The organism is Psychroserpens damuponensis (assembly GCF_000826655.1).
Lineage (GTDB): Bacteria > Bacteroidota > Bacteroidia > Flavobacteriales > Flavobacteriaceae > Psychroserpens > Psychroserpens damuponensis.
The window spans coordinates 85,283-107,712 of record NZ_JXJO01000019.1; the positions used below are offsets into that span (position 1 = coordinate 85,283).

Below are 22,430 nucleotides of genomic sequence, written 5' to 3' on the forward strand. Positions count from 1 at the left end.
AATTTGTTTTATTTTGCGAATAATATCGACTATATGTTTGAAACAAATATAATTAAATCAATAGCAGATTAAAAGGTTTTACTTACATTTCTATAACGGCATCATTAAGTTGTTTTCTTACTTTCTTAAAACCAGAAAACATATCGTCGTTAGCTCTAAAACCAACAGGTAATAATAGCACAGATTTAAGGTTTTTCTCTTTTAGATTTAAAACTTCATCAAAAGCCGCAGGATTAAAGCCTTCCATTGGGCAGGAGTCAATAGACTCTACAGCACAAACCGTCATAAGGTTTCCTAGAGCAATATAAGCTTGTTTTAAAGACCATTCTTGACGCTCCTTAACCGTTTTACCTTGCATCATTTGTTTTAAATCGTCTCTAAAAGGTTTTAAAATTGCCTCTGGTGTTTCTCTAATTTGTTTAACATTATTAAAATGTATATCAATGTTTGTATCTGTAATATTATCTTCAATACAAATTACAAGCAAGTGTGAAGCATCAACAACTTGCCTTTGATTATAAGAATGTGGTACCAAATCTTGTCTAAGTATTCTATCTTTTATAATTAAAAGGCTAATAGTTTGTAACCCAAAAGAAGTTGCTGTAAGATTAAACGCTTGCTTTAAAATATTTAATTTTTCTTCGGAAAGCACTTTTGAAGCATCAAATTTCTTAGTTGCATAACGCCATTTCAATTGATTTATAGTATTCATATACATTTCTATATTTCTGCAAAAATACGCTTTGATGCTTCAAAATCAAGTCCTGAACTATAAAATAATTCTATAGTAATATTAAATACTTTAAAAAAATCGATTTTTATTTGAAAGAATTAAAAAAGGGTTCTATATTTGCACTCGCAATTGGAGAAATTCAATGAGACACTTTGGAGAGTTGGCAGAGTGGTCGAATGCGGCAGTCTTGAAAACTGTTGAGGGTCACACCTCCAGGGGTTCGAATCCCTTACTCTCCGCAATAAAAAACTCATAACGACAGTTATGAGTTTTTTTGTTTTATATATTAAACAATTTACTTCTATATATTGTTTTAAAAAGAAAACTGGCAGCAATTACTTCTTTAATCACACACCATAATTAAAAAAATGTAATCAAATAAGCTAAAAAGTTTGGCTTTAGGCTTATTGGCTTTCCTCATAAATCATTTCCATATTTTTCTGTTTTCTCATTTCAATTAATCGTACTACATTTGGCATAATAAATGGTGATATAACCGTTATAACTTTAAACCTATCTAAATGAAATTTATTCTATCATTATTTATCATTTTGAGTTCATATATATCTTTAGCACAAAATAAAACCATCGTTGCTGGAGAAAAGCTAACCTATTCGGCATCTTATAATATGTCTGGTTTACTTAATGAACTTGCTCAAGTCACTATGGAAACTAGTGAGGTAAACACATCAAAATCTACATTATTAAAATTAAAATGTACAGCAACAACCTATAGTAAATGGGATAATTTTTTTAAAATAAGAGATTTATATGAAAGCTATGTAAGTCCAAAAACATTAACGCCTTATTTATACAATAGAGACATAAACGAAGGTGGTTATGAAAAGTTCATGAAGTACACCTTTAGTCATAGAACAAAAACAGTCTCAAGTGTCATGCGTAAAAAAAGAGCAGATGGCACAACATGGGAAGTTAAAAAAGAAGTCAAAATAGGAGCTTCAACACGCGATTTAGTCACTACATTATATCACTTAAGAAATTTAGATATACATAAAGCCAATATTGGTGACAGTCAAAATTTCACAGTTCTCTTTGACAATAAAGAAACTATTGTAAGAATAAAGCTTCTAAGTAAAGAAACATTAAATACTGCACTTGGTAGTAAAGAATGCTATAAACTCGCAATATCGTTAAATAATAGTTCTATACTAAAGGGAAATAACGACAACGTCATTTGGATTACGGCAGATGATAATAAAATACCTGTTTTCGCAAAATTTAAAATTGCGGTTGGTAGTGGAGAATTAAAAATCAAATCTGCAACAGGTTTAAAATACTAATATTATGAAAAAGTTATTTTTAATTTTAGGATTTACAGCTTCAATTTTAGCTTTAATTCTAGCTGTTACTCCATTATTTAAAATTGCATTTATTCCTGCAATTATAGCATTAGTATTTGGAGTACTGACCTTAATTTTATCAAAAGACAAAAAGCAACATAAAAAACCTATACAGTTGGTACTTTTAATGACAATCATCGCATTAGTACTTACAACGTATAAAACGATTTACACGACTTCTGAAGTTGGTAATACCGAGCAAATGGAACAAAAAGAAGAGCAGCTAGAAGAAGAATCTATTGAAGAACTTGAAGGTATAGAAATGGATGACATTGAAATGGATGACATTGACACCCATTAAATATTTCAAGGTAACGTTTCGGTATTATTTATTTTTTCGTTTTATTTGAAATATAATCAGTCCATCATTCCCTTATCATAATGAAATTATACCTCATTGCTTTATCCCTCACTCTAGTTGGTTCGTGTGCAACATTGAGACATTCAAAAAAAATAGAACTCCTTAAAGACAATATCGAATTTGAAAACACTCAAACCATAAACAGCTACCTCAATACAATAACTAAAGCTGAGTTAAAACAACATGTATATGCTTTTTCTTCCGATGAATTTCAAGGACGAATGACAGGAGAACCTGGACATCACAAAGCGTCAAAATTTATTAAAGACTACTATATCAGTGAAGCCATTCCTTCTCCTCTTGGCAGTAAATATTATCAACATATACCTGAATCTTATTTTTCTGATGGCATAAAAAAATCTCAAAATGTAATCGCATATATTAAAGGTAGCGAATTTCCAGAGGAAGTTATCATCATTTCTGCTCATTCAGATCACGAAGGATATACAGATACCGAAATTTACAATGGTGCAGATGATAATGGCTCAGGAACTGCGGCTGTTTTTGAAATGGCTCAAGCCTTTAAAATAGCAGCTTTAGAAGGTCACCGACCAAAACGAAGCGTTGTATTTTTACATGTAACCGCCGAAGAGGTTGGACTTCATGGATCTAGATACTATACACAATACCCTGTATTCTCAATGAAAAATACGGTTGCAAATCTCAATATTGATATGATTGGTCGTGTTGATGATGCACATATAGATAACCAAAATTATATTTATGTGATTGGAGCTAATCGATTAAGCACCGAATTACACTATATATCTGAAGCCGCTAACACAGAGTTTACAAACCTAGAATTAGATTATAAATTTAATAGTGATAATGATCCTAACCGTTATTACTACAGGTCAGACCATTATAACTTTGCTCAAAAAGGTGTACCAGTAATTTTCTATTTTAATGGCGAACATGAAGATTACCACGAACCTACAGACACACCAGAAAAAATTAACTACGAATTACTAGAAAAACGTACAAAACTTATTTTTGCAACCGCTTGGTATTTGGCAAATTCTGAAAAACGAATTGTGGTTGATCAAGACTATTAACAAGTTGTTAAAATTTGCTTAAAGCCCAACTATATTAAACGTAATAGGAGTAGATTTTTGTAATATCGTATCACTAACTATTGTAACCCATTAATAATGAAAACAGGAATACATCTATTCGCTGCTGCTCTACTTTTAGTAAGTTGTGGAAGCTCAAATCAAAAAACAGTTAACAAAACTCCAGCTGACCCAACAATTTACGGCAACACTATTACATCTGCCGAATTAAAAGACATGCTTTATATCTATGCTTCAGATGAATTTGAAGGTCGCGAGACTGGTGAACCTGGACAAAAAAAAGCTGTCAATTATTTAAAAGATCAATATATAAAAATGGGTATTCCATCTCCATTATCTGGCGATAATTATTTTCAAGATGTACCTTTAGAAAAACAAAAAGCTCCAAATGTAGAACTCGCTGTTAATGGAACTAAATTAGAAAACTACACCGATTTTCTAGTTTTAGGAAGTGCAGATTCTCAACACATAGAGATTAATGAAATCGTTTATGTAGGTTACGGTATTGATACTGAAAATTATTCAGATTATAGAGATCAAGATGTCTATGGTAAAACAGTTATCTTTAAAGCTGGTGAACCAAAAGATGCTCAAGGAAACTACATCACCTCAGGCACTCCTGAAGAAACAAAATGGAGTTCTGGTAGAGCATCACTCTCTTCAAAAAGAAATGCAGCACAAGATAATGGTGCCAAAGCTGCCATCTTTTTAAATGATGAAATGATTACACAATATGGTCCATATTACCAACGTATTGCTGCCTCTGGAACTGCTGGTAGAATCTCATTAAAAAGCAACACGCCTCCAATGGTATTTATGATGGCTAATAACAAAACAGCATTAGCAATCCATCCTGCTATCATGGAATCTGACACAAAAAAAACAATCGCAACAAAAATTACAGGTACGATTAAAAGTCAATCTGAAGCTGTAAATTCAGAAAACGTAGTCGCGTTTTTAAAAGGAACCGAAAAACCCGATGAGATTGTCGTAATCTCTGCGCATCTAGATCATGAAGGGATTAAAGATGGCCAAGTCTATAATGGTGCAGATGATGACGGATCAGGAACTGTCGCAATTTTAGAAATTGCTCAAGCATTCAAAACTGCAGCAGATAAAGGTGATGGCCCAAAACGTTCCATCCTTTTCTTGCATGTTACAGGTGAAGAAAAAGGACTTTTAGGGTCTAGACATTATACAGATAATGATCCCATTTTTCCTTTAGAAAATACGGTAGCCGATTTAAATATTGATATGATTGGCCGTACAGATCCAAAACGAGAAGGCGACAGAAATTACCTCTATCTCATTGGTAGTGATAAGTTGAGTACTGAGTTACACGACATTTCCGAAGCCATGAATACAAAATATACCAATATCACCTTAGATTATAAATTTAATGATGATAATGACCCAAATCGATTTTATTACAGAAGTGATCATTACAACTTTGCTAAAAATAACATTCCTGTGATTTTCTATTTCAATGGCACGCATGACGATTATCATCAACCAGGTGACACACCAGATAAAATTCAATATGATTTGCTAGAAAACAGAACACGTTTGGTATTTTACACCGCTTGGGAAGTTGCCAATCGTGATGCGAGACTTATTGTAGATAAAGCCGAAAACAAGTAGTATTTGGGCGTTACCCAAAAGGGTCGCGCTATACGCTGTATCTTTTTGCGAAAAGCAAAAAGGATGTCGCTGCTATCGCTAACGCAAAATAAATAGTAAAGGTTCAAGATTATTTTTTAATATCTTGGACCTTTATTTTTTTTAAACCTCAAAAGACTAACAAATGACAACCCAATCTTCAAGACTCAAAATAGGCGAAGGCAAAATTAGTGGTTACTTATCAATATTTTTAGCCATCGTATCCTTAGGCTTCGTAATTTGTGCTTACTTTCCAGATACGTTTACTACTAAAGATTTTAGAGACATCTACAATCCGCAAATTGTAAAATGGTCAATTCTTGGTGTTTTAATACTATCCTTTGTATTTGCTTTCACAAGTTTTATTCTCAGCAAGAAAAAGCGCTACGGCTTTACCTCTACCATAATTATAGCTACAACTATTTTAATTGGCACTGCATTACCAGAAGGCACAGGAATACAAGATAAATCGTTTACCATTGGTTTAGATTGGCTATTAATAGATGTATTAGTCTCTGCCATCGTATTTATTCCCATCGAGTTATTTTTACCAAAACGCTTAAACCAAACAAAGTTTCATGACGAATGGCGAACAGATTTAGTCTATTTTATTATAAGTCATTTATTTATTCAAATTATAGGAGTTATTGTACAATATCCTGCAACTACACTATTTGCTAACATAGGATTAGACGGTTTTCAAAGCACAATTCAATCTATACCATTTTTGCCTCAATTGTTTATTGCATTATTAGTTTCAGATTTATTTCAGTATACCGCACATTACTTCTTTCATAAAACCCCGTATTTATGGCGTTTTCATGCTGTACATCATTCTACAAAAAACCTAGATTGGTTAGCAGGTTCTCGCACCCATTTTTTTGATTTGGTTGTTGTTCGCGCCATGTCGTTTATACCCATTTACGTGTGTGGCTTTAGCAGTTCGGTATTTTTTACTTATATCGTAATTGTTTCCTTTCAAGCCGTGTTAGCTCATGCTAATACAAGAATAAATTTTGGATTCTTAAAATATGTATTTGTGACACCACAATTTCATCATTGGCATCATAGTGATGACCCAAAAGCCTATGATAAAAACTTCGCTATTCATTTTCCATTTATAGATATGATTTTTGGCACCTATTATGACGAAGGAAAAGAATGGCCAAAAAGTACTGGTTTAGGTGATGTACATTACCCTAAAGGTTATGGCAAACAGTTTGTATATCCGTTTGTTAAGAATCCTCAAGAGGATTTAGAGAATGCGAGTGAGCGATAGTCTAAAAGTATCAATAGTACAAAGGCATTAATTTTATGTAAATAATATTAAAAAAAACCTTTGTAGTAAAACTGAAAAGATTTACATTTGCACACGCATTAAAAAATGTGCACAAATGGTGGTTGTAGCTCAGCTGGTTAGAGCGTCGGTTTGTGGTACCGAAAGTCGCCGGTTCGAACCCGGTCTTCCACCCAAAATAACAAAGCTTCTCAGAAATGAGGAGCTTTTTTTGTGTCTAAATTTACTGGTTTTTAAATAGTTATGAAAAAACAGTACGTTTTAACAATTGCCAAATCAATATTATACCAATGATAATAGCATATTTAACCCATTTAATTTTTTGATTATTAGGTTTTTCTTCTTGAGAAACTTCTGGTTTAATTTTGCGATACTTTTTAAAAATCACCTGCTCCATTAATGCTTCGCCATCTGCATAATTTAAGGCTACTCCTAGTCGTCTAGCAGCAATTTTAAATGTAAATTCTTCCATAAGTTGGTCTTCGGCATATACCTCAGGATCATTGTCATAGGTCCAAAAATGAACACCATCTTTAAGTTTTGAGCTCTTATAGAGTTTGTTTTCTTCTACTAATCGAGGTCCAAACTCTAATTTATCTTCATTTGATGACATGCTTTTTAACCGTGTTTTTATACCATGCTCTATTAAAGAATAGCCATGATAATTTATGGCACTATGGCAAGCAACAGTAATAATTTCAGACGCTGGAAAAAGTGATATTAAACCTTTTTCAGTAGGTGTTAATTCTAAGTTTCTAGCACGCTCTAATGAAGTGGTTGTAAGTTGATAATCATCACAAATTATAATATTTCCGTTGAAATAACCAATATTTATAGATTCATCTCTAGGATAGATACACTCATCTAAAGTACAGCTAGAACTGTATGTATAATCACCTTTACCAATTGTATTTAAAATAGCAATATCATCGTTGAAATGATCTTTATTTTCAATAATAATAAGTGAACATTTCCAACCCATTTAAATTATTTTAAATCGAATAGGCTGTCTACAGCCACGTAACGTTCTACGGTAAATCCTTCGGCATAATCTGACCCTATTAAACGTCCTAAATCTCTAGCTCTATAAACGACGCTATCTGTAAAATTTTTACTAGTAATTGGTGTTTCAGGTTCTGTATTATTTGGATCATAAAACTGTGTTTTATAGGCAAGCACTGATGCCATTTTTGTGTCTATAAATTCTGAAATATCTACGACGAAATCTGGTTCTATATGTTTCCATTGGATATAATGGTAAACTTGTTTAGGACGCCATTTTTCTTGAGATTTACCATCTATAGTAGTTTCAATTTTTAAAAGTCCGCTTAAAAAACAAGCATCACTCACTAATTTACTTCCTTTACCATGATCTATATGCCTATCATCAATAGCATTACACAACACAATTTCTGGCTGATATTTACGTATCATTTTAATTATTTCCAATTGGTGTGTTTTATCATTGATAAAAAAACCATCTGCAAATCCTAAATTCTCTCTCACTAAAGCTCCTAGAATTTTTGAAGCATCATTGGCTTCTTGATCTCTGGTTAGCGCTGTACCACGAGTACCGAGTTCGCCACGTGTTAAATCTACAATACCTACTTTTTTTCCGTTAGCGATTTCTTTTGCTAGTGTACCACCACATCCTAATTCTATATCATCTGGATGTGCTCCAAATGCGAGTATATCTAATTTCATTTACTTTTTATTTTTATTCAACGATGAACTCTTGGGTTTTGCCTAAGATTTCCATTGTTTTTGTTCTTCATCTGTTAGAAACGTCCAAGCCACTACTCTACTAATCTTGTTCCCTAATGCAATTTGAAGAATTTTAAAATTGGTGGCTCCTAGTTTTTTCAAAGAAGTTTCCATACTTAACACGTGCTGTGTTCTAGATACCAGGCAGGTATACCAAAAACAGTTTGTTTTTTGCAATGAACTTTGATATAAATAATTATGTACAAATGCTTTTTCTCCTCCTGGATACCACAATTCTTTCGCTGTACCGCTAAAATTACGAACGACTTTATGGGTTTGTTTCCCTAAACCTTTTTGTTTGAGCAACGTGCTTTCATTAGCGTGTTGTTCATCTTTATAAAATGGCGGATTACACATCACAGCACTCACCTTCTCATTAGGATCTAAAATTCCGGTGAGAATATTTTGTTCGTTATCTTGGTGACGTATTTCTATGGTTTTTTGAAGCTTATTTTTAGCGATTATCGTTTTAGCAGATTGAAGGGCTTGTGTATCAATTTCCGAAGCGATAAAATGCCATCCATATTCAGCTTGTCCTAAAAGTGGGTAAATACAGGTTGCTCCTGTTCCAATATCTAAAACCGTAATGTGTTTCTTCACACCAGATTTCTTAAGCAAATTATGCAACACATGGATGTACTCAACACGACCAGGAATTGGTGGACATAAATTGGCATCGGGAAATTCCCAATAATCAATACCATAATGTTGTTTTAGTAAGGCTGTATTTAACGATTTTACTGCTTCAGGCTTAGCGAAGTCAATGGTTACATTTCCGTAGGAATTAGTAAATATATATTGCTCTAGTTTAGGAAAACTCTTTACTAAAAGCTCAAAATCGTAACCTTTAGAATGTTTGTTGTTTTTATGCAAAAGTTGCGGATTTAGTATTAGTTATTGCTTGATTAATATCGGTTTTTAAATCTTTAAATGTTTCTATTCCCACAGAGAATCGAATTAACTGATTACTTATACCAACAGCATCACGTTCTTGTTGAGTTAAGAGTGAGTGAGATGTTTGAGAAGGTAGTAACATGGTGCTTTCTACACCTGCCAAACTCATGGATGGTTTAATTAATTGAAGTTGTTTCATAAAAGCCATGGCATCAATATCACCAACCAATTCAAACGATAACATTGCGCCAAAATCATGCATTTGTTGTTTGGCTAATTGGTGTTGTGGATGACTTTTTAAACCTGGATAATTAACTTTAGAAACCTCTTTATGTTGCTCTAAAAACTTAGCTAATTTTCGTGCATTTTTATTTTGTGCCTTAACGCGAAGTGCTAATGTTTTCATACTACGTTCTAACATCCAAACGGTCATATCACTTAAGCTTCCTCCTAAATTTTTGGAGACATTCCAAATACGATCAATATGCTCTTTAGAACTTGCTACAGCTCCAGCCAAAATATCGCTATGACCTCCCAAATATTTTGTTGCTGAGTGCATGACTATATCAATTCCAAAATCTATTGGGTTTTGATTTACAGGACTTGCAAACGTGTTATCAATTGAAGTTACAATACCATTTGATTTTGCCAAATTAGCAACACCTTGTATGTCTGTTATGGTTAATAAAGGATTAGATGGTGTTTCAATATGGATTAGCTTAGTATTGGGTTGAATGGCTGCTTCAAAATCTGCAACAGCATAACCATTTGTGAATGTATATTCAATACCATACTTATGAAATTCTTCACGAATAAAATTACTCGTGCCACCATATAATGTATTTTGAACCACCAAATGATCACCTTTTTGTAAAAAGGCTAGAAACATATGGCTAATTGCTGCCATACCGCTTCCAAAGATTAGAGCCATTTCAGTATGCTCAAGTGCTGCTATTTTTTTTGCTAAAAATTCTTGATTTGGTGTATTAAAGTATCGTGGATAACGCTTAATATCAACATCCTCAAACTCATAAGAAGTTGATAAGTATATAGGTGAAACTGCACCTTTAAACTGCTTATCTTTGATTTCTCCTATATGTGTACAAATGGTATTTAAGCCTAATTTTTTCTTTGACATGTATTCTAAATTTGTAACCCTAAAATTACAAAAAAGATTGGCATCAAATTGTATAGACTGTTGCCTTTATTATTTAGAAATAATCAAGCGCTTATTAAATTTACCTGTTTTGGTTTTGAGACTCACTAAATATGTACCTTTAGAAATATTAGCTAATGAAACACTGTAATTATTAGCAGAACTAGTTGTTAAATTTGACCATTGTTTTACTTTTTGACCTAGAATATTGTAAAGATAAATTTCTTGAACACTCAAGCCTTGAGCAACATTAATCTTTAAATCTTTTGTTGAACTAATATATCTAATTTGAGGTGTGGATAATTCATTTGTGCCTTGAGTAGACAATGTATTATCAGAAAAAACCATGGCATTTATATTATTAGTAAAGGTGATATAGAATCTATTTGTACTATCTCCTTCTGGCATTGCTTTAATAAGGTTACTATTTGTAATTGATGTTGTTACTCCATTTTGAGAATCATAAATATAAACCTCTATGGCTTCATCAAAATGTTCTAATCCTGTGAGTTCAAACTTAACGTTGCCAGCATTAGTTAAAAATAAACCTAAAGGATATGCCTTAGAACTATGAAACTCACCAACGCCTTGTATAACGCAACGTTGCTCTCCAACCATCCAGCTACTATCATTTGCATAATTATCACTATTTACTGCATCATAACCGTAATCGTAACCATCTGAAGCTGCATTGTTAGATGTAAAAGCTAATAATAAATGACGTTGAAAACCGGTAGATGTCGTAACATCTATGCGAACCCGTTGCACTTGATTACTGGTTGTAGAGTTATCATTTAAGGAGAAGCAAATGCCTTTTGTTGGCATTAAAAAAAACATAGCGAAGCATAGGTAGTAAAAGTGTTTCATTAGATTTGGGTTTAATGAACGATTATTTGGTTGGTGCTAATGTAATATTAAAAAGCACAATATTCCACAAAACGCATAAATATTCGATGAAATACATACTGATTTTAATTTTTAGATTTTTTTTTGATTTTAAAAATAAAATATGACACTTTATCGAATATATCTACCATTGAACTCTTAAAAGCGACATTTCTCTATTGAACCTATTGAAAATCAACACGTATTTATATATATTCGTACCGCTAATTAATTCACCCTAATAAATGTTTAAAGCTGTATTATTTGATATGGACGGTGTAGTTGTGGACACCGAGCCTCTTCATCATAAGGCCTATTACCAAATGTTCAATGATATTAACATTGATGTACCAGAGGAACTTTACGCCTCTTTTACTGGCCAATCAACAATAGATATCTCTAACCAACTTATTTCTCATTTCAAATTACCCTTAGGTGCTCAAACTTTAATCGATATCAAACGTGAGCACTTCAAAACCCTTTTTAAAAATGACACCTCTCTTCAATTAATAGATGGTGTTTTAAATCTTATTAAGGACTATCACTCTAATGGTATGACCTTGGTGCTTGCATCTTCTGCCTCTATGAAAAATATCAATCGCATTTTTAAGCGTTTTGATTTGGATCAATATTTCACTGCTAAAATTAGTGGTGCAGATTTAGAAGCCTCTAAGCCTCATCCTGAGATTTTTATTAAAGCTGCAGAATTATCTGGTCATTCACCAAAAGATTGCTTTGTTATTGAAGATTCTACTAACGGAATAACTGCTGCAAAAGCTGCTAATATATTTTGCGTAGGCTACAATAGTTTACATAGTAAAGATCAAGATTATAGTAAAGCAGACATGGTGATTTCTAGTTTTGAGAACATAGCTTATCAAACTCTTAGCAAGCAATTTGCTACAGTTTAATTACATTTAGACATGCCTAAGCCTAGAGGACAAAAAAACCAAAACAATAAAGCCAAGCATTCTAAGCTCATAGCGCAAAAAAAGAATAAGCTTAAAAAAGAAGCCGATTTACGAAAAGAACGCTTGAGAGCTATTGTTAATAAAACAAAAGAATCTTGATTTAATTTGTATCTCGCTGTTTGGTTAGTTATAAATAAAGTTTATTCTTTAGACTGAGTTGTATCAGATTTAGGGTTAGTAATTAAAGGTTCAGTATTTGATATCACACGTATTTTAATAACAATACTTGGTAAATAAGATACGCCTAAACTTTGCCATACCCTACTTTGAGTATCCAATGACAAATTATAAACTTCTAATGTTAAGCGCGATAGATTTTCGGGAAAATTACTGTTTGTTTGGTGATTGTAAATTGGACGATTAATAACACAGCTTCTGGCAGATGATAATAAGCTCAATCCAGAATTATAATCTAAGGTTTTATTAACTACTAAAACAACATACAAATTAACATGGTCGTCTAGCGTTGTTGGTCTTGTATTATAACTATCTCTTTTAAAAGTGACATTATGCGTTACATTTTCTTCCTCTATTGAGAGCAAGGATAGTATTAGTGGTGTTTCGTTACGGTTGCTGCCTACATGACCTATAGCAATGTGCTGCTCATCACTATGAAATGTATTTTTCAATCTCGTATCAAGTGCTTTAGAAATAAAATCTAGTGCTTTATCGACCATACGCTAAATTACTGAAAATGAGAGTCATAAACAAATTTAAACGTGTAAATAGTTTTTAATTATTTACCTTTATCAGCCTTGTCATATAGGCGAATCACCCAAATAGCCCATACAATAACGCATAAAGACACAAAAACCGAGAAATAAATAATTATATCGTTAGCGTTCATTTTTGATTTGTTTTATAAAAATAACTACAAGTAGCAATGTTGGTGCCCAAAGTCCAATAAATATAGCATGCAAATGATCGCCTCTTAAAAACAAATATTCTGCAACACCAATAATAATGGCACAAAGCAGCAACAGAAGGAAATTAGCTAAACCTATTTTTTTAATAAAATTCATGTAACACTTATTGGTTAGTCCCCTAAATTAGTAAAAATTTTAACGACATATTAACTTTATAGAGGTATAAATGCGCTTTATCTTTGTAAAACAAAAGCACTTTTATGTCTAAAGACAAAAAACCAGATCAAGTTGTATTTAATGAAGATACGCAACGTTATGATGCTTCGTTAAAACCCTATTCTACCAATATAGGCGCACCTGCTATTAAAGTTTCAGACAATTCTACTTGGAAGAATAGGAATATTTTAAAAGCTAATAAGCAAATCCAAGCAAAATATTTAGAATTAAAAGCTGCTTACGATTTAATGATGGAAGAATTACAATACAACAACCTTGTATATAATTCACGCTACAATTTTGAACCTACAGTTGGAGAAACGTATCATCTCTATCGTGATAAAAAGGATCAACCTTTTTTATCTATAATCGCACCAAATGATTGTAATTTTAACTTTATAGGTAGTTTTGAACTCAATAGTGAGTTTGTATGGAAAAAAGTATAAAACGTACTAACGTTTAGAACTTACAATTTTGATTCCCCATGCAATAGTTATTATTATTCCTACACAGGTTAAAATAAAAGTTATCGTTGATTGTTCCATATTTAAATTATTGAATTTATAGCTTTATGAATTACAAAATTCTATATAAAAGTTTAATTTCATTAGTCTATATGAGTAAAATATGTGTTATATCTATGTAAAGTTATCGCTATGCAAAGCTTTATAGAAGTATGTTGAAATCACATTATAATTTACCATAAGAGGTCGATAGACAGTAGTATTATACGAACTACGTTATAAAATTATTGCATCATGTAAATTCTATTTATTTATCTTTCAACAAAGCATTTTGTTCCTCCATTAACTCGGTAAGTTGAGACAATAACTCTATATCTTTAGGTGTTTTTACGATTTCGTTTTTAGGGTCTTGAGCTTTATCTTTTAACCTATTCATAGCTTTTACCACTATAAACACCGTCATGCCTACAATTAAGAAATCTAAAAAGGTTTCAAACAACATTCCATATTCAATGGCTACTTCATTGGTTACTATCTCTCCTTCTATGTTTAAAACAGCCTCTCTTAGTATATACTTTTTATCCTGAAATTCTAAACCATCGGTCATTAATGATAAAGGCGGCATAAAAACCTTTTTAACCATCACATCAATCACTTTATTAAAAGCAGCTCCTATGATGATACCTATTGCCATATCCATCATGTTTCCTTTAACTGCAAATTCTTTGAACTCTTTTAAAAACTTCATATTGTATATTTTTTTATTCTGAAATGTGCCAAATATATTTCAATCGCTTAAAACTTACAATTATTTAAGCACATTGTATATTTAATAGATTATTGAAAATTATTCTCAAATAACCTTTATACATGGTTAAAAATTATCTGTAAAAAAGCAGATATTTATAATTATCTGTAAAAAAGCAGATAATACACAATATCTGCTAAAAAAGTGATATATTTGATTAAGCTTATAACTCATTAATATGGTAGCAGTAATTACTGGTGATATTATAAATTCAACCAAAACCACACCAAACGTGTGGTTAAACGCATTAAAAAAAGTTCTCAATCAATATGGTGAAGCTCCAAAATATTGGGAAATATATAGAGGCGATAGCTTCCAATTAGAAGTCGAACCAAATTTAGCTTTAAAAGCAGCGATTGTAATAAAAACGTCTCTTAAACAATTTAAACATATAGATGTAAGACTTGCCATAGGTATTGGTGATAAAAGTTATGTTTCAAATAAAATAACAGAATCAAACGGTAGCGCTTTTATAAATTCAGGAGAATGCTTTGAACAGCTAAAGAAAAAGACTTTAGCTATAAAAACTCCTAAAGAAGATTTTAATACTCAAATAAACCTAATGTTAGAATTAGCATTATTAGTTATGGATTATTGGAAACCTACAACTTCAAAAATTTTAAAACACACATTAGTACACCCAAATCAAAATCAAGAAGTTATCGCAAAACACCTCCAAAAATCTCAAAGTAACATTAGTGAAGGTCTTAAACGTGGAGGTTATGATGAAATATCGAAACTACTCTCCTATTACGAATCTCAAATCAAAACCATATGCTAGTTCTATTTATTAAACTCATATTAGCACATCTCATAGGAGATTTCTTATGTCAGCCAAACAAATGGGTCAAACACAAAAACAAACATAAGCATACATCTAAATACTTGTATTTACATATTGCTGTGCATATGGTAGCTCTAATGGTTGTATTACTTGACACAAGTTACTGGTTAGGCTTCATAATTATTATCATAAGTCATTATATTATTGATCTTTTAAAATTACATTTTAGAAACAAAAAAAATAACAGATGGCTATTTGCTATAGACCAATTAGCACACCTCATTGCTATTGCTATTGTAGTTAATATTTACGAACCCTATTTTTCAAAGCTTTATGATTATAATTTCAACAACATTCTATTATTCTTAGCTTGTATAATTGGTATAACCACAATGGCTTCTATAATCATGAAAACTATAATTTCAAAATGGAAAATTGAAGATAAAGAAGATAAAGAAGATTCACTTGAGGATGCTGGAGCTTATATTGGTATACTAGAACGCTTATTTGTATTTCTATTTATTATCTTCGGGTTTTGGGAAGGTGTTGGTTTTTTACTTGCAGCAAAATCAATTTTTAGGTTTGGAGATCTATCTAGAGCTAAAGACCGAAAACTAACAGAATACGTACTAATTGGTACATTACTTAGTTTTGGAATTGCAATGACCATAGGCATACTATATAACTATGTAATAAGTTTTATTTAAATAGTCACACTCATTTTGTAAGAATAATATATCTCTTTTCTCACAAAACCCTTAACAATATAAAAGCAACGATAACTAGCTATTTTTTACTTTCTGTAATACTTAGCATACTTTCTATAAGCCAAAGCTCCAATAATAGCCAAAATAACAACCGTTAATGCAATATATTGGTAACTTAAAATTTGTTGCCCAGATTGGTAAGAGTGTAAACCTGCCAAATAGAAATTAACACCAAAATAAGTAAATAGGATACTCGAAAAGGCTACAACTGATGCTAAATTAAAACCATAACGACCACGAAGACCAGGTATCAAACGCATATGTATCACAAATGCGTACACTATAATACTAATTAATGCCCAAGTTTCTTTTGGATCCCAACCCCAATATCGTCCCCAACTTTCGTTTGCCCACATACCTCCAAGAAAGTTTCCTATGGTTAACATCACTAATCCAACCGTAAGTGCCATCTCGTTAATTATGGTTAGTTCATTAATATTAAGTAACATTTTAGATTTGTTCTTTTCCGTAGTAAAAATCATTAAAATTAACACGGTAAAACCTAAAATCATCCCTAGAGCAAACGGTCCATAACTAGCCACAATAACTGCTACATGAATCATAAGCCAATAACTATCTAAAACGGGTTGTAAATTACCAATAGCTGGATCTGCCCAGTTCATGTGAGCTACTATTAAAAGCATCGCAGTTACAAAAGAACCTGCTGCAATTGTTAAATACGACTTGTTTTTACCTCCAAAAAGATTATATATAAAAGATGTTTTACCTGTATCAGCACTAGACTCTTTAGACAATAATAATCCAAATAGCATGGTTGCCCAAGCAATATAAATCATAGACTCATAACCATTACTCCAAGGTGCATGACCCGAAATATACCAACGCACTATCAAACCAGCAGTATGTACTAAAAATAGTATCGAAATAGTAATCGCAAGACCTTTTATGGTTAGATTTAAACCTTTACTTTTTGACTTAAATATTTGTACAATCAACAAAATAAAGAGTAGCAAACCAATAAACATATAATATAAATAGAGCGTCTTAAATATATCATATTCATTGTAAAGGATTTCTGCTTTAATTTTTTCTTCGGAAAGCATAACGTCACTACCAACCTCGGCTTGACTGTTTTTAAATCCAGCTAACAACCTATCTGAAAGCGCATAATCTCCTGATTTTTTCGCCTTATAAAGCTCTCCTAAATAGAACGAAAAACTGTTTTCTATAAACTTTCCGTAGAGTGTATCACTAATTTTATCACGGTAATCTTCTTTATATTCAATTGATGAAATCCATGTGTTACCTTCGTCATTAGGTACAGGAAAAATCTTTAAAGAACGACCATCGAGTGTATTAAACAATAAACTCATACGGTCGTAAGCCTTTTTGAGTTGATTTTGATACGCATTAGGAGTTTCGGCAGCATAGGCATCTTTTAGATAAGGTCCTATTTTATTACGACCATCATCGGTTAAGAAATCTGTAATTGATACATATTTTACACTTTCATCAACACCAATAATTTTACGTAGAGAATCCCCTTTTCGTTTTGCTAGATAAATAATTGGAACGTTGTACCAAAACAACGGACTTTCTTGCATTGACAATAATACTTGATTGGCATCAAACTCTTCGTAATGATCACGTTCGCTTAATTTTCTAAGCACTTCAGATGCAAACGTATTCATTGGCATCATGCGTCCGCTATAATCTTGTATCACTAATTCACCAAACTTATTGGCATGTTCTTTTGGTGTGATATTAGCACGAATTACAGAATCTATCTCTGCTTTTGTTGGTCGCTCAATTTTAACTGCTGGTTGTGCTTGCGTACTATGGTTATGACCATCACCTTCAAAGTGTTGCTGCGCTGTTTGCGTTGTATCTGCTTGATGATTATGACCATCATCTGCGCTATGCTCTTGTGAGAAGCCAAACATTCCGAAGAAAAATATAAATACAGTAAGTGACTTTGCTTTTTTAGCTTTTACTTTTTTAAGCATTCGCTTAAGATCTCCAAAGCGTGATCCTTTAGCAAAAAGTATCGCCATTAAACCAAAATACAATAGCATATAACCAAAATAAGTCACCCAAGTTCCCCAACGATCATGGTTAACTGAGAGCTTAGTTCCCTTTTCATCTGGATAATAACTAGATTGAAAAAAACGGAATCCTTCTTCATCTAATACATTATTCATAAATATTTTATAATCATAAGGTGTTTGATTTGGCTTAATTACAGTGACATCACTAGAGAATGCTGAAAAATTATTTTCGGTTCCTGGATAACGTTGTGCAACAAAATCATTCAGTTTTATGCTAAATGGTAATTCTTTAACTAATGAACCATACTTTACTGCAATATCTAAACCACCTACATTAACTTGCTCAAAGCGACCATTTATGTATTGTCCTCCTAATAAATTAACTGTTTTAGTTTCTCCATTAGCAGTCACATCAACTACAACTCCATCTTCTCTACTTTGTAACATTTGAGATTTTTTAACAACACCAAATTGTCCCTGAGTAATAGGCTTTGGAAATACAACTGTCATATTTGCCATTTGGTAACGCGCCCTTAATTTAAAAGGTTGGATAGAATCTTTTACTAAAGCTCCAGTTTCTTGAGTTGCCATTACCATATAGTCACCTTCAAAAGGCGATTCTATAAACATTTTATTGCCTTTAGACGTAATATTAATCGCTCCAGGTTTTGGATTATTTAATGTAAAAACCACATTGTGAATTAGCTCTCCATCTTCATCACCTTCTTTTATGTAGTGACTGTGAGATCCTTCGTCACCTGCTTCAACTAATTTTAGATACGAATCTCCAACATCTCCTGGTATAATATCTAACTCTGCATCTTTAACAAATTTTTTGACTTTTACGGTTACAGGTGTACCGTCATATTCAGAGTTTAATGTAAGATCGTTGTCTAAACGATCAGAAAAATCAACACGCTCTTGTATTACTTTACGTTGTTGCTGTCCATTAACAATTAAATCACCATCAATGAATGTAGTTAAAAACACATCTCTAGTAAGATATGTGTTTTCTGTTTCACCTTCTCGTATTGGCATCCAACCTTCAAAACCTATATATCTAGTTATTCCTGCACCTATGAGAATAAAAATAAATGACAGGTGAAGAATTAAGGTAGCCCATTTTTCTTTTCTTAACAATCTATATCTATAGATATTTCCGATGAAATTAATTACAAAAATAATTTGAATCGCTTCAAACCACCAAGCATTGTATATATAATGTCTAGAATAAGGCGTTGGAGAAGTCTCTTGGCCAGCGTCCATAAACGTACCTATAATCATAGATACAAAAAAGACGATAAATAATATACCAGTAAGACGTGTAGAAAAGAGAATATTAGCAAGTTTCTTTTGCATAGCAAGAAGGCTTAAATTTTGTTGTGCAAAGGTAAGTATTTTTGTTTGTTTAGTTGTTTGTAATTGTTTCGTTTTATCTCATTATAATGTTAAAAAATGTGAATGTTTTGAGAGATTGATTTAATAACATGTGTAGCCTACTCGTAAGTTGACAGTAAGCCTATTTTAAAATGACATTTTTAATTATGATTTGTTCTTGCTTCAAAAATTTTCAAATACAAAAAGGTTCCCATTTTACGAGCGCGTCGTTTTGCATTTTCGGTAATGTCACCTTCAAAAAGGTCGTCTAAAGTTTCAAACCATAGGTTAAGCCAAATACCAAAATGCATTTCTGTAATGTTATTATTTGTGGTTCTATCTACTTTAACGTGCGCTTCTAAGGGATTGCCATGGTACTTTTTCTCTAACTTTCTAGTCATAAACAAACTCGTTTCCCAAAAGGTTGTCAAGTGTTCGAGATGTGCATCCCAATCTTTAATCGTGTCATTAAAAAAAGGACCTAAAGTAGTATCTTTTCTCACTTTTTTATAAAACGTATCTACCAATTTAAATACATCTTCTCTATTACTAATATCTTGGTTCATAGTCACAAATGTAATTAGTCAATTTAAATTAAAGTCTGATAATTATCATTTCTTATTTCTATTGTACTTTTGTGATATGATTTCAGTAGTAATTTTAGGAGCAGGTAATGTTGCTCACCATTTATATAAAGCTTTTTTTTCTTCGGAAAACGTAACGGTAACTCAATGGTATAACCGCAACATATCAAACATACGTCCTTTTAATAGTGAGGTACAATTAACTGATGACATATCACAGCTCATTGAAGCAGATATCTATATTATTGCTGTAAGTGATGATGTTATTGCTGATATATCAGCACAATTGCCTTTTGAAGACCGTTTGGTTGTTCACACTTCGGGTAGTGCTAGTGGTTATGATATTGATCAAAAAAATAGACGCGGTATATTCTATCCGTTACAAACATTTTCCCAAGGTGCCGAAATTGATTTTTCAACCGTACCCATTTGTTACGAAGCATTAATGAAAAAAGATTATCCTATTTTAAAAGAATTAGCGCAATCCATATCCAATAACACCAAACGTATTAATAGTGATCAACGTGCTGCATTGCACTTAGCCGCTGTGTTTGTAAATAATTTTACAAATCAATTGTATAGAGTAGCTCATGAAATTACAGAGTCTCAAGGTGCAGAATTTGATTTACTCAAACCACTAATTTCAGAAACAGCCTTAAAAGTTCAAGACCTATCTCCTTTTAAAGCTCAAACAGGACCTGCAAAACGCAATGACAAAAAAACTATAAAAAGGCATTTAAAACTGTTAGACAACGATCATCATAAAGACATTTATAAATTGATGACGGCTTCTATCAAAAAAACACATGCTCATTTGAATTTGACTAATAATCAAAAACCAAAATCTCAAAATTAAAATTTAACCAATGGACGATAAAAGCTACAAAGAATACTTAGAGCACATTACAACTCTCATTTTTGATGTTGATGGTGTACTTACCGACGGAACCGTTACAATAATGACCAATGGAGATATGCTGCGTCGTATGAATATTAAAGATGGTTATGCCCTTAAAACAGCTAAAGACGCAGGATTTAATATTTGTATTATTTCTGGCGGAAGCAATCTTGGTGTTCAAAAACGTCTAGAAGGCTTAGGTATCACAGATATTTATTTGGGTGCACACCAAAAAGTAAATCAATACAACGAATATGTAACTCATAACAATATTGATCCAAAACATGTGTTGTATATGGGTGACGATATACCAGATATTCCTGTTATGAAATTAGTTGGCTTGGCTGTTTGTCCGCAAGATGCTGCAATTGAAGTTAAAGCAGTAAGTCATTACATTTCTCATAAAGGTGGCGGACAAGGTGCAGCTAGAGACATTATTGAGCAAATCATGAAAGTACAAGGTAAATGGGATGGAAATTTTGATGCTAAATATGATTAAAACAGAAGGATAGTGACAACAAGACCAAACACTTAAAATCACATCATCTTATTTAACAATACACAACTAACTAATCTTTATCAAATTGCATATTCTAAACCTTATTCGTTGGAAAAATTTAGCGTTAATTATTATCGCTCAAGTTCTTATTAAATATGCGTTGTTAGAACCATTTGATGTTTTAACAACTTTAAACATTTATGGATTTGCTCTTTTGGTATTTATAACGTTGTGCATTGCTGCAGCTGGCAACATCATTAATGATATTTATGATATAGACACAGATAACATTAATAAGCCTAGCAAAGTTATAATTGGCAAACATGTTTCAGAGAACACTGCGTATAATCTGTTTTTTGCCTTAAATATAATAGGTGTTATTTTAGGACTCTACTTATCGCATACCGTAGATAAAAGTTCATTTTTTTCTATTTTTGTAATCATTTCTGTTGCTCTTTATGTCTATGCTTCATATCTAAAAGGTACCGTTTTATTTGGCAATATTCTCATCTCCTTTTTAGTTGCAATGAGTATCATAATCGTTGGTGTTTTTGATTTATTACCTGCAATGATTCCGCAGAACAAAGAAGCACAACTCACATTTTTAGATCTTATTTTTGATTACGCCATTTTTGCTTTTATGATCAATTTGGTAAGAGAATTAATTAAAGATATACAAGATGTTGATGGCGATTACAAAGCTGGCATGAGCACACTACCAATTGTTATAGGCAGAGAACGTGCTAATAAAATAGCGTTTGTAATTAGCATGATACCTATTGGAGCTGTGACTTACTTTATAGTGACTTATTGGTATAAACATCCTGTTGCCATTGGTTATTTTTTATTGTTTGTAATTGCACCTTTAATTTATGCGACTATAAAAATTTTTGCAGCTAGTAATAATTTTCATTACAAGCATATAAGTCTAGTTTATAAATTGATAATGTTTTTTGGTATCTTATCATTACTACTGTATCCATTTATAATTAAAACAGCTTAAG

The 22,430-nt window shown here is 32.1% G+C and carries 24 protein-coding genes and 2 tRNA genes; 15 read left to right on the forward strand and 11 right to left on the reverse strand.

What is annotated here, in order from left to right:
- Nucleotides 1-82 precede the first annotated feature (82 nt).
- Nucleotides 83-712 (reverse strand): NAD(P)H-dependent oxidoreductase, encoded by a 630-nt coding sequence (locus TD29_RS11945; RefSeq protein ID WP_040280944.1) that lies wholly within the window; start codon nt 710-712, stop codon nt 83-85.
- A 175-nt stretch (nt 713-887) separates the two neighbouring features.
- Here TD29_RS11945 and TD29_RS11950 point away from each other — a divergent pair.
- From TD29_RS11950 to TD29_RS11980, 7 genes are all read left to right on the forward strand, one after another.
- Nucleotides 888-972 (forward strand) — tRNA-Ser (locus TD29_RS11950).
- Between the two features lie 282 nt (nt 973-1,254).
- The gene (locus tag TD29_RS11955) at nt 1,255-2,034 is read left to right on the forward strand and encodes a DUF3108 domain-containing protein (RefSeq protein WP_040280945.1); all 780 of its coding nucleotides are present in this window, start codon (nt 1,255-1,257) and stop codon (nt 2,032-2,034) included.
- Between the two features lie 4 nt (nt 2,035-2,038).
- Nucleotides 2,039-2,395: a DUF2232 domain-containing protein gene (locus tag TD29_RS11960; protein WP_040280946.1), complete on the forward strand. Its 357-nt coding sequence runs from the start codon at nt 2,039-2,041 to the stop codon at nt 2,393-2,395.
- 80 nt (nt 2,396-2,475) lie between these two features.
- Nucleotides 2,476-3,510, forward strand: coding sequence for a M28 family metallopeptidase (locus TD29_RS11965; protein ID WP_040280947.1), 1,035 nt, complete (start codon nt 2,476-2,478; stop codon nt 3,508-3,510).
- Between the two features lie 96 nt (nt 3,511-3,606).
- A complete protein-coding gene (locus tag TD29_RS11970) occupies nt 3,607-5,169 on the forward strand; it encodes a M28 family peptidase (protein WP_040280949.1) in 1,563 nt (520 codons plus the stop codon).
- Between the two features lie 163 nt (nt 5,170-5,332).
- Complete coding sequence (locus TD29_RS11975) at nt 5,333-6,466, forward strand: sterol desaturase family protein (protein WP_040280951.1); 1,134 nt, start codon at nt 5,333-5,335, stop codon at nt 6,464-6,466.
- A gap of 117 nt (nt 6,467-6,583) precedes the next feature.
- Nucleotides 6,584-6,659, forward strand: a tRNA-His gene (locus tag TD29_RS11980).
- A gap of 66 nt (nt 6,660-6,725) precedes the next feature.
- Here TD29_RS11980 and TD29_RS11985 read toward each other — a convergent pair.
- From TD29_RS11985 to TD29_RS12005, 5 genes are all read right to left on the reverse strand, one after another.
- A complete protein-coding gene (locus TD29_RS11985; protein ID WP_040280952.1) occupies nt 6,726-7,466 on the reverse strand; it encodes a hypothetical protein in 741 nt (246 codons plus the stop codon).
- 5 nt (nt 7,467-7,471) lie between these two features.
- Entirely contained in the window at nt 7,472-8,188 is a 717-nt protein-coding gene (bshB1, locus tag TD29_RS11990; protein ID WP_040280953.1) for a bacillithiol biosynthesis deacetylase BshB1, read from the reverse strand.
- A gap of 42 nt (nt 8,189-8,230) precedes the next feature.
- Complete coding sequence (rlmF, locus tag TD29_RS11995; RefSeq protein ID WP_052467094.1) at nt 8,231-9,121, reverse strand: 23S rRNA (adenine(1618)-N(6))-methyltransferase RlmF; 891 nt, start codon at nt 9,119-9,121, stop codon at nt 8,231-8,233.
- Entirely contained in the window at nt 9,114-10,280 is a 1,167-nt protein-coding gene (locus TD29_RS12000) for a trans-sulfuration enzyme family protein (protein ID WP_040280956.1), read from the reverse strand. Before TD29_RS12000 ends, rlmF begins: the two co-directional genes overlap by 8 nt.
- Before the next feature lie 69 nt (nt 10,281-10,349).
- Nucleotides 10,350-11,165 carry a T9SS type A sorting domain-containing protein gene (locus TD29_RS12005; RefSeq protein ID WP_084203469.1) on the reverse strand — a complete coding sequence of 272 codons (816 nt, stop codon included), beginning with the start codon at nt 11,163-11,165 and terminating at the stop codon, nt 10,350-10,352.
- 263 nt (nt 11,166-11,428) lie between these two features.
- Between TD29_RS12005 and TD29_RS12010 the strand changes: the two genes are divergently transcribed.
- Both TD29_RS12010 and TD29_RS18695 read left to right on the forward strand, forming a co-directional pair.
- The gene (locus tag TD29_RS12010) at nt 11,429-12,094 is read left to right on the forward strand and encodes an HAD family hydrolase (protein WP_040280959.1); all 666 of its coding nucleotides are present in this window, start codon (nt 11,429-11,431) and stop codon (nt 12,092-12,094) included.
- 12 nt (nt 12,095-12,106) lie between these two features.
- Entirely contained in the window at nt 12,107-12,253 is a 147-nt protein-coding gene (locus TD29_RS18695; RefSeq protein ID WP_162835820.1) for a hypothetical protein, read from the forward strand.
- Nucleotides 12,254-12,294: 41 nt separating this feature from the next.
- Here TD29_RS18695 and TD29_RS12015 read toward each other — a convergent pair whose 3' ends face one another.
- Nucleotides 12,295-12,831 carry a Pvc16 family protein gene (locus tag TD29_RS12015; RefSeq protein ID WP_040280960.1) on the reverse strand — a complete coding sequence of 179 codons (537 nt, stop codon included), beginning with the start codon at nt 12,829-12,831 and terminating at the stop codon, nt 12,295-12,297.
- Nucleotides 12,832-12,990: 159 nt separating this feature from the next.
- Nucleotides 12,991-13,176 (reverse strand): hypothetical protein, encoded by a 186-nt coding sequence (locus tag TD29_RS12020; protein ID WP_040280962.1) that lies wholly within the window; start codon nt 13,174-13,176, stop codon nt 12,991-12,993.
- A 104-nt stretch (nt 13,177-13,280) separates the two neighbouring features.
- Between TD29_RS12020 and TD29_RS12025 the strand changes: the two genes are divergently transcribed.
- Entirely contained in the window at nt 13,281-13,682 is a 402-nt protein-coding gene (locus TD29_RS12025; protein WP_040280963.1) for a DUF2452 domain-containing protein, read from the forward strand.
- A 325-nt stretch (nt 13,683-14,007) separates the two neighbouring features.
- Here the strand turns inward: TD29_RS12025 and mscL are convergent, their stop codons facing one another.
- On the reverse strand, nt 14,008-14,448 hold the full coding sequence (gene mscL, locus TD29_RS12030) for a large conductance mechanosensitive channel protein MscL (protein ID WP_040280965.1): 441 nt from the start codon (nt 14,446-14,448) through the stop codon (nt 14,008-14,010).
- A gap of 238 nt (nt 14,449-14,686) precedes the next feature.
- On the opposite strand from mscL, the gene TD29_RS12035 reads away from it, so the two are divergent.
- Together TD29_RS12035 and TD29_RS12040 are read left to right on the forward strand one after the other, a co-directional pair.
- A complete protein-coding gene (locus TD29_RS12035; protein ID WP_040280966.1) occupies nt 14,687-15,289 on the forward strand; it encodes a SatD family protein in 603 nt (200 codons plus the stop codon).
- Complete coding sequence (locus TD29_RS12040; RefSeq protein WP_040280967.1) at nt 15,283-15,999, forward strand: DUF3307 domain-containing protein; 717 nt, start codon at nt 15,283-15,285, stop codon at nt 15,997-15,999. Before TD29_RS12035 ends, TD29_RS12040 begins: the two co-directional genes overlap by 7 nt.
- A gap of 86 nt (nt 16,000-16,085) precedes the next feature.
- On the opposite strand, the gene ccsA is transcribed toward TD29_RS12040, so the two are convergent.
- Nucleotides 16,086-19,427, reverse strand: a complete 3,342-nt coding sequence (gene ccsA / locus TD29_RS12045) for a cytochrome c biogenesis protein CcsA (RefSeq protein ID WP_040280968.1) — start codon at nt 19,425-19,427, stop codon at nt 16,086-16,088.
- A gap of 179 nt (nt 19,428-19,606) precedes the next feature.
- Nucleotides 19,607-20,011: a group III truncated hemoglobin gene (locus tag TD29_RS12050; protein ID WP_040280969.1), complete on the reverse strand. Its 405-nt coding sequence runs from the start codon at nt 20,009-20,011 to the stop codon at nt 19,607-19,609.
- A 76-nt stretch (nt 20,012-20,087) separates the two neighbouring features.
- Between TD29_RS12050 and TD29_RS12055 the strand changes: the two genes are divergently transcribed.
- The 3 genes from TD29_RS12055 to TD29_RS12065 all read left to right on the forward strand — a co-directional run bounded on the left by TD29_RS12055 (nt 20,088) and on the right by TD29_RS12065 (nt 22,429).
- Nucleotides 20,088-20,885: a Rossmann-like and DUF2520 domain-containing protein gene (locus TD29_RS12055; protein WP_040280971.1), complete on the forward strand. Its 798-nt coding sequence runs from the start codon at nt 20,088-20,090 to the stop codon at nt 20,883-20,885.
- A 10-nt stretch (nt 20,886-20,895) separates the two neighbouring features.
- Nucleotides 20,896-21,426 (forward strand): KdsC family phosphatase, encoded by a 531-nt coding sequence (locus TD29_RS12060; RefSeq protein WP_040280972.1) that lies wholly within the window; start codon nt 20,896-20,898, stop codon nt 21,424-21,426.
- A gap of 85 nt (nt 21,427-21,511) precedes the next feature.
- Nucleotides 21,512-22,429, forward strand: coding sequence for a geranylgeranylglycerol-phosphate geranylgeranyltransferase (locus TD29_RS12065; protein ID WP_152611508.1), 918 nt, complete (start codon nt 21,512-21,514; stop codon nt 22,427-22,429).
- The last annotated feature ends 1 nt before the right edge of the window (nt 22,430 follow it).